Origin of the sequence: Sulfitobacter sp. 1A15106 (genome assembly GCF_043556995.1) — a bacterium.
Lineage (GTDB): Bacteria > Pseudomonadota > Alphaproteobacteria > Rhodobacterales > Rhodobacteraceae > Sulfitobacter > Sulfitobacter faviae.
This window is the reverse complement of the sequence record NZ_JBIFFM010000013.1, coordinates 71,978-79,285: the sequence shown is the minus strand read 5'-3', so window position 1 is coordinate 79,285 and position 7,308 is coordinate 71,978. Positions and strand designations below refer to the sequence as shown.

Here is a 7,308-nt window from a genome sequence, read left to right as displayed (position 1 = left end):
CCGAAGCAAGATACCGATTTTCTGCCAAACGAAGGCCGCGCGCTGATTTTGGCGGGCAGTTGCTCGGCCGCCACGCGCGCGCAGCTTGCACAGGCCAAGGCGCTATGGCCTCATGCAAAGGTCGACATCGACAAAATCGCAGCTGGTAAGGATATGGTGACTGAATTGGCGGAATGGGCAATAGCCCAGCCCACCGACAGCCCAGTGATCATCTACGGGTCGGCAGATCCAGAAGAAGTGGCCGGTATCCAGAAACGCTACGGCGTGGCCGCCTCTGGGCAAATGATGGAAGACACTCTAAGCGCACTTGCTCAGCGCCTTACCGAGGCGGGCTTTCATCGAGTGGTGGTCGCAGGAGGAGAAACTTCTGGCGCGGTCGTCTCGGCCCTTAATATCAAAACGCTCGAAATTGGCCCCGAGATCGCGCCGGGCGTGCCGTGGACCCGAGCATTGGACCGGCCCTTAACATTGGCGCTGAAGTCTGGAAATTTTGGTCAACCCAGCTTTTTCGAAGATGCCTTGAAGGTGCTGCCATGAGTGATGCAAAAATCCGCGAAGACATCGTGCGCCGTGCAGCGTCGCTCTATAACCGAGGGCTGAGCTTTGGCTCCTCCGGGAACATCAGTGTACGGGTCGACGACGGTTGGCTGATGACCCCAACAGGCTCCTCCATGGGAGACCTCGATCCAGCGCGCCTGTCATTGTTAGACCCCGAAGGCCGCCACATTTCAGGTGACGCCCCCACCAAAGAAGCGTTCTTACATATGGCAATGTATGCAAAACGCTCCGGCGCATCGGCCATCGTGCATCTACACTCGACCCATTCTGTCGCCGTAAGCTGCCTGAAATGCATTGACCATAAGGATGTTCTGCCGCCGCTGACGGCTTATTACGTCATGCGTGTCGGCAAGCTCCCCCTCATTCCCTATTTCGCTCCGGGGGATATCGAACTGGCAAAAGCAGTCGGCGAAATGGCTTCGGACCATCATGCTGTTCTGCTGGCGAACCACGGACCAGTTGTATCGGCGAAATCGCTGTCCGACGCGGTCTATGCAACCGAGGAGTTGGAGGAGACCGCAAAACTATTCCTCGCACTCCAAGCGATGGAAACGCGGCCCCTCACAGCTGAACAGGTTGCGGATTTAGAGCGGCGGTTTCCCACGCAAACCTGATGCCGCGATCGAGCAGTGCTCCGAACGCATCTTTTGCGAACTTAAGTACAATATACGGGGGCGCAGAGCATGCCCCCCCCCCCCGCAAAACGACTACTCTGCAGCGGAGAAACTTTGAACGCCGTTCTTGTCGCGAATGGCGTCACGGATGACCGCCTTAACTAGCGCGACGCACATCAAGAACATAACGAAGCTGAAGGGCAGCGCCCCGATCACCATCGCTGTCTTGATGGCGTCGAGTCCTCCAACCAGCAGCAAGCCGCCTACGACCAAGCTGAGTGCCACGCCCCAAAAACGATGTGCGGACCACCCTTTGGGTTTTCCTCCCCCGCCGCGTTGATCGTGTTCACGATCAGGATCGTCGAGTCTGTTGTTGTAACCAAATAGGTGAGCAACAAAACCACGACAATCGCGGCCATCCCCCATGCCAGTCCATCTGCTAGGATGAGATCGAGCATAACGAAGAGTTGGCTTTCCTGACCAGCACCTGAGATCGCATCTCCTGCTGTGGCATTTAGGGTAAGATCGATCGCTGTACCGCCGACAATTGTGAACCAGACGAAACACATCAACGAAGGGATGACGATTGCCCCCAAGACGTACTCACGAATGCTCCGCCCCCGTGAAATACGCGCTAGGAACACACCGACGAAAGGGGCGAAGGCGATCCACCATGCCCAATAGAATACAGACCACCCCCCCTGCCATGCGGCCAAGGCGTCACCCGTCTCAGTTCCATCCGCATGCCAAACAGTGAACAGCATTCCGGGCAGTTCTACCAAATAAGCAAAAAGCCCAGTTACCAACGATCCGAGGCCAAAGAAGGTGGACCCGAAGAGGAAAAAGAATGCCAATAGGAAAAAGCTCAGCCCCATATTCAAGTTAGACAGCCACTTGATCCCTTTCCCGACCCCTGAAAGGGCCGAGAGCGTGGAGGCTCCGAGGATAACAATCAGTGCGACCACGATCCCCATAGCCGATGGTTTGCCATCCTCAGATATAATCCAATCGCCAAAGCCGATACGACTAAGCCCCGCAACAAACTGCTCAACGCCAAAGCCCAAGGTCTGGGCTACGCCGAGGATCGTGGCAACCACGGCGACAATATCGACGACATGCCCGCCAATGCCAGACAGGCGCTTTCCGAAAAGGGGCGTAAGGCCTGAACGGACTGTAAACGGCAAGCTGCGGCGATAGGAGAAATAGGCCAAGGACAGCCCAACCAGCGCATAGCAGGCCCAAGCCGAAAAACCCCAATGTAGGAAAGACCAGACATAGGCCGCCGTCACATTGCCGCTTGCCGAACCCGTCGTCTCGCCCATGATAACATTGGGATTGTTTGCGAAATGGTACATTGGCTCAGCAGTTGCGAAGGTCAGCATACCAATGCCAATCCCCGCGCCAAACATCATAGAGAACCACGAAAACCGCGAAAATTCAGGCTTGTCATCAGGCAGCCCGAGCACCAGCCGGCCGGTTGAGGGCACAAGCGCCAAACCGATGCAGAGCAGCAAAAAGAGCGCGACCACCCAAATGTACCAACTGGCGAAACTGCTAAGCATTGCGCCATTGAGCGCGTTCAGTACAGATGCAGCATTCGCTGGGACGGTTATCGCCCAGACGATAAGGGCGCTCACCAGAAGTTTCGATGGGCTAGCGACACTGCGGGTAAAGCCGGCGTAGAATCCCCGGCGTGCGGTTGCGATATGCAAATCCATTAAGGGTGGTTTGTAGGCCATATATCCTCCATCATGGCAATGAGATCCAGACAGCCTCCTCCACTTGCCGTACAGCGATGCACAACATGACTGGTCCGAACCATTCGGGTAACGCAGCACCTTGGTTGTCCGAGTATGCTGCAAAAGAAGGGCACCCCATTCGGCGCCGCCCTAATTTTTTGCTAGCTAGGCAGGTATTCTCCGCTCCAGCTTTCGCTGATCTGCCCCGATTTCAACATCCGCTCGATCGCGCCATCGGAATAGCCTAGCTCGGCCAGAACCATGCGCGTGGAGGCTCCGAACTTCTCGGTTGGTGACAACGCAAAGACCCGCCCCCGCGCCGGTCGCACGGCATAGGGGTCAAGTTGAATGACCTCATGGCCACTCGGATGATCTGCATACTGCGAGAATGAGTAACTGCACCGTTCGGTGCCCGGCGAGCCATCCGGCTCGCGCATATTCTCTGAGCGTAATTCGTCGATGTTATTGCACAACGCACAGCCGATATCGGCACTACGCAACCGGGCGATCCATTCGGTTGCGGGGTGGGACTGGAAAGCCCCCGCCAGAAAAGCGGCACGCTCTTCCGCAGGCACATTTGGCAGGTCTTCGAGTCCTTCCACAGCACGAAAACGAGGTAGGTCTGCTTCATAGGCGCTGAGCAGGATATAAACCCCCGAAGCGGTACTGTAAAAACGGCTGAGCGGGTCGTAACCATTCACTTCCGGCCCTGAAGGTTCATCGAAGAGGCCCCGCCCCCGGAAATCATAGGCGAAGGGGATTTGCAGCAGGCCGCTGTTTGAACTCAGCGAGGTACGCCCCCGCCCGATCCGACCGAAACGGTGTTTCTGGTAAAGCGACGCCGCCACAGCCAAAGCGCCGCCGAAGCCACACATCACGTCGATGGTGCCCACATGGGCGTGCTCTTCGGGCCGGTCCATCGCACCGCTAAAGCGCAGCATGATCCCCGTTGTAGCCTGTACGAGGTCGTCATAGCCGATGTAATCGGTCCGCACGCCGCGTTGAACGCCGCTGAAGCAGTCAAGTTTACAAAAGATCGCTTCGGGATTCAGCTTACGCAGGCTTTCAGCATCAAGGCCCATCCGGCGGATCTGACTGTCGGGCGCATTCCAAAAGATCACATCAACCGATTTCACAAGGTCTTCAAAAACCTTGCGACCATGCTCAGATTTGATGTCCGCCAGAATGGATTTCTTTCCCCGCCCTTGACTCAACCCGTAAATCACGGTGTTCCAACTGTCATAAAGCGGCGTGGCCGGGTCCAATTTGATCACTTCAGCACCGAACCGCGCCAGATAGCTCGCGGCATGCGGCCCTGCGATCACGTTACACATATCCAATACTCGAACGCCCGAGAGCCAGCCCTCCTGATCAATGCCCTCTTCCGGTTCGGGGATATCAGTCCGAAGTTTGCGCAAAGCCTTTAGGGCCACATCGAATTCGACCCATTGGCGCGGTGCGGGGGCCAGCGCCTCTTCGCCGCTTTCCTCCATCCACACCACCGGACCGGGTTGGGTCATCTCTCCGTAAATCGGATCATCAACGTCGATCATCAGGCCGGAAGCTTCGGCGTATTCGTCATTAATCCACTCTTGCAACCAACGTTGCGGTGCGCCCGGAATTCCAGCCCGCCCAAACATGCGTTTCCACTCGAGAGAGGTCCGGGTCATAAAGACCTCTTTCATCCGCGCCGCGATCTTATCGGCCCAAGGCTTCGGCATCGGATAGATACCGAGTGAGGTATCTGAATCCCATTCCGCCTGCGGCTTATAGGTGTCCTCTTCTTCCTGAAGCCCCTCCTCAACCATTTCGTCATAGAGGCCCAACACCTCAAGACAGCGCCGGGCATGGTGCTTATGGCTGGGGCAAACGACGTAGAACATACGCCCGTCCTTGCACATGTAGCTGCGAAAGAACGGATCCAGCAGTTCTTGCAAGTCCTCATATGAAACGTTCATGGGCAGACCTTCAACACGGCGGCGTTCGATTTCGATCTCGCGCTGCGTCAGATAGCGCTGCGGCATATCTGCGACCTTGATTGAATTGTAACACAGTCCTTCCATCACAGCGGCCGCCAGCGGCACTTCGATATGATCTCCCAATCCGGTCAATTGCCGCGACTGAAGCGCCAGCACGGTGGCCGAGGCTGCAATCTGCGAGGCATAGGCTGACAACAGCGGCAAGGGAGAGAAGGACGGGTTCAACCCCATAAGGACGCGGTTTAGACCCATGTCCGTAAAGACGCCGGAATTAGCCGCGACGACGCTTTCAAACGCGCGTTGTTCGCGTCGTTCGGCATCGTTGGAGGCGAACCCGGGGATAGACACGGTGATCAACTCGGGCCGCGCGGTGCGCATCTTGGCAAAGTCGATTCCGAGTGCGGCCAGCTTGCCGGGGCGGAAGTTTTCAACAATGATGTCAGCCTCGGCGCAAAGCGCCCGTGCCTGCGCCAGCCCTTCTTCTGATTTCAGGTCAAGCGTCACTATCATCTTATTGCGCATCAGCGCAGCATTGGCGGGGCTGTCCCACATCGGTCCGTCCGGGGGATCAATATGTACGACAGTTGCGCCCAGATCCCCCAGCAACATCGCCACAGCAGGACCAGCGATATATTGGCCGAAGTCGATAACTTTTACCCCGGTCAAAGGAAGGTTGGATTTAGTGTTTCGCATATTTCCTCCTCGGGAAATGGGGTGTCTACTGGCCGGCAAGAATCCAGCGTGCTGCTTTCTCCGCGATCATCAAGGTGGGCGAATTGGTGTTTCCGCTGACTATTTCCGGCATGACACTGGCATCGACCACCCGCAGCCCTACTATGCCTTTCAGTCGCAGGTGCGGGTCGAGAACGGCGCTATCATCGTCAAGCCTTCCCATTCTGACCGTACCGGCAGGGTGAAAGATCGTATTGGCGATATCTCCCGCGAGTTTGGCGAGATCTGCGTCGCTTTGATATTGGGGCCCGGGCTTGTATTCCTCCGGCTCATAAGGTCGCATCGCGGGCTTCGACATAATCTCGCGTACTTGGCGTAGGCTGTCGGCGGCAACTTTGCGGTCGTCTTCTGTCGCCAAATAATTTGGCGAGATCATCGGCGCATCGCGGAAATTGGCCGACCGAATCCGGACATGCCCGCGACTGGAGGGGTTGAGGTTGCAAACGCTGACCGTAATTGCCGGAAACTTATGAAGGTCGTCACCAAAGGCTTCGAGGCTCAGAGGTTGCACGTGATATTCGAGATTTGCATAGGTACGTTTCGGGTCCGAGCGCGTGAACGCCCCGAGCTGACTGGGGGACATGCTCATCGGACCGGAACGCTTGAAGAGGTATTCTGCCGCAATGGCGGCCTTACCCAAAAGGTTCCCCGTCAATGTGTTCAGTGTTCGTGTCCCCGCCACCTTGTAGACCGCACGGATCTGCAGGTGATCCTGAAGGTTTTCCCCAACAGGAGCGTCTCGCACCACCTCAATGCCATGCGTCTTTAACAAGTTTGCCGGGCCAATACCCGACAGTTGCAATATCTGTGGAGAGTTGATCGCACCGGCTGATAGTACTGTCTCACGCCGCGCAGTCACCTCAATCGCCTGCCCTTTACGTTGAACCCGCGCGCCGGTGCAGCGTAGCTGTCCTTGCGGATTAGCGCCGAATACCAGCTTCTCTACCTGTGCTTCAGTCCAGATCGTCAGGTTCTGCCGATCCTTGGCGGGACGCAAGAAAGCTTTGGACGTATTCCACCGCCAACCAGAGCGCTGGTTCACATCAAAATAGCCAACACCTGCGTTGTCACCAGAATTGAAATCTTCTGTCTTCTCAATTCCTGCCTGTTCTGCCGCATCGGCAAAGCTATCCAAGACGTCCCAGCGCAGCCGCTGCTTTTCAACTCTCCATTCCCCGCCATGGCCATGCATGTCGGAGAACCGGCTGTTGTCGCCCGTGGTCGGGTCGGCGCCATCGTCAAGCTTTTGATGATCCTCATGCGCCATGAAGTCGCGCAGAGAGCTTTCCCAGCCCCAGTCCTCGTCCCCGCAAAGGGACGCCCAATTGTCGTAGTCTCTGGCCTGTCCGCGCATATAGATCATGCCGTTGATAGAAGAGCAGCCTCCTAAAGTCTTGCCGCGCGGATAGCGTAAAGCCCGGCCGTTCAGCCCGGGATCAGCTTCGGTGTTGTACATCCAATCGGTACGCGGATTGCCTATGCAATAGAGGTACCCGACAGGAATATGGATCCAATGATAGTTATCACGCCGCCCCGCTTCGAGCAGCAGAACCCGGTTGCTCGGATCCGCGCTTAGCCGATTGGCCAAAAGACACCCCGCGGAACCGCCCCCAATCACGATAAAGTCGAATTCACTCTCGGTTTGCGACACCGCCAGGCCTCCCCTTTGTTCTTGCTGCAGCATTC

4 protein-coding genes and 1 pseudogene are annotated in these 7,308 nt (G+C 56.7%); 2 read left to right on the top strand and 3 right to left on the bottom strand.

The window, feature by feature from the left end; all coding sequences use genetic code 11:
• On the top strand, positions 1-537 hold a 537-nt coding region (locus ACGYKA_RS17925; RefSeq protein WP_394439461.1), incomplete at its 5' end, for a four-carbon acid sugar kinase family protein.
• The gene (gene otnC / locus ACGYKA_RS17920) at positions 534-1,172 is read left to right on the top strand and encodes a 3-oxo-tetronate 4-phosphate decarboxylase (RefSeq protein ID WP_168612328.1); all 639 of its coding nucleotides are present in this window, start codon (positions 534-536) and stop codon (positions 1,170-1,172) included. The genes ACGYKA_RS17925 and otnC, both read left to right, overlap by 4 nt.
• A 93-nt stretch (positions 1,173-1,265) precedes the next feature.
• Here otnC and ACGYKA_RS17915 read toward each other — a convergent pair.
• The 3 genes and pseudogenes from ACGYKA_RS17915 to ACGYKA_RS17905 form a co-directional block, all read right to left on the bottom strand.
• Positions 1,266-2,911: pseudogene (locus ACGYKA_RS17915) on the bottom strand (BCCT family transporter).
• Positions 2,912-3,072: 161 nt separating this feature from the next.
• Positions 3,073-5,583, bottom strand: a complete 2,511-nt coding sequence (locus ACGYKA_RS17910) for a CoA transferase (RefSeq protein ID WP_394439459.1) — start codon at positions 5,581-5,583, stop codon at positions 3,073-3,075.
• A 25-nt stretch (positions 5,584-5,608) separates the two neighbouring features.
• A complete protein-coding gene (locus tag ACGYKA_RS17905; RefSeq protein WP_394439457.1) occupies positions 5,609-7,273 on the bottom strand; it encodes a GMC family oxidoreductase in 1,665 nt (554 codons plus the stop codon).
• Between the last annotated feature and the right edge of the window lie 35 nt (positions 7,274-7,308).

What these genes read in the sequence shown, in the direction of transcription:
- ACGYKA_RS17910 (WP_394439459.1), bottom strand. Translation starts at nt 5,583, where the DNA reads ATGCGAAACACTAAATCCAACCTTCCTTTGACCGGGGTAAAAGTTATC.
- otnC (WP_168612328.1), top strand. Translation starts at nt 534, where the DNA reads ATGAGTGATGCAAAAATCCGCGAAGACATCGTGCGCCGTGCAGCGTCG.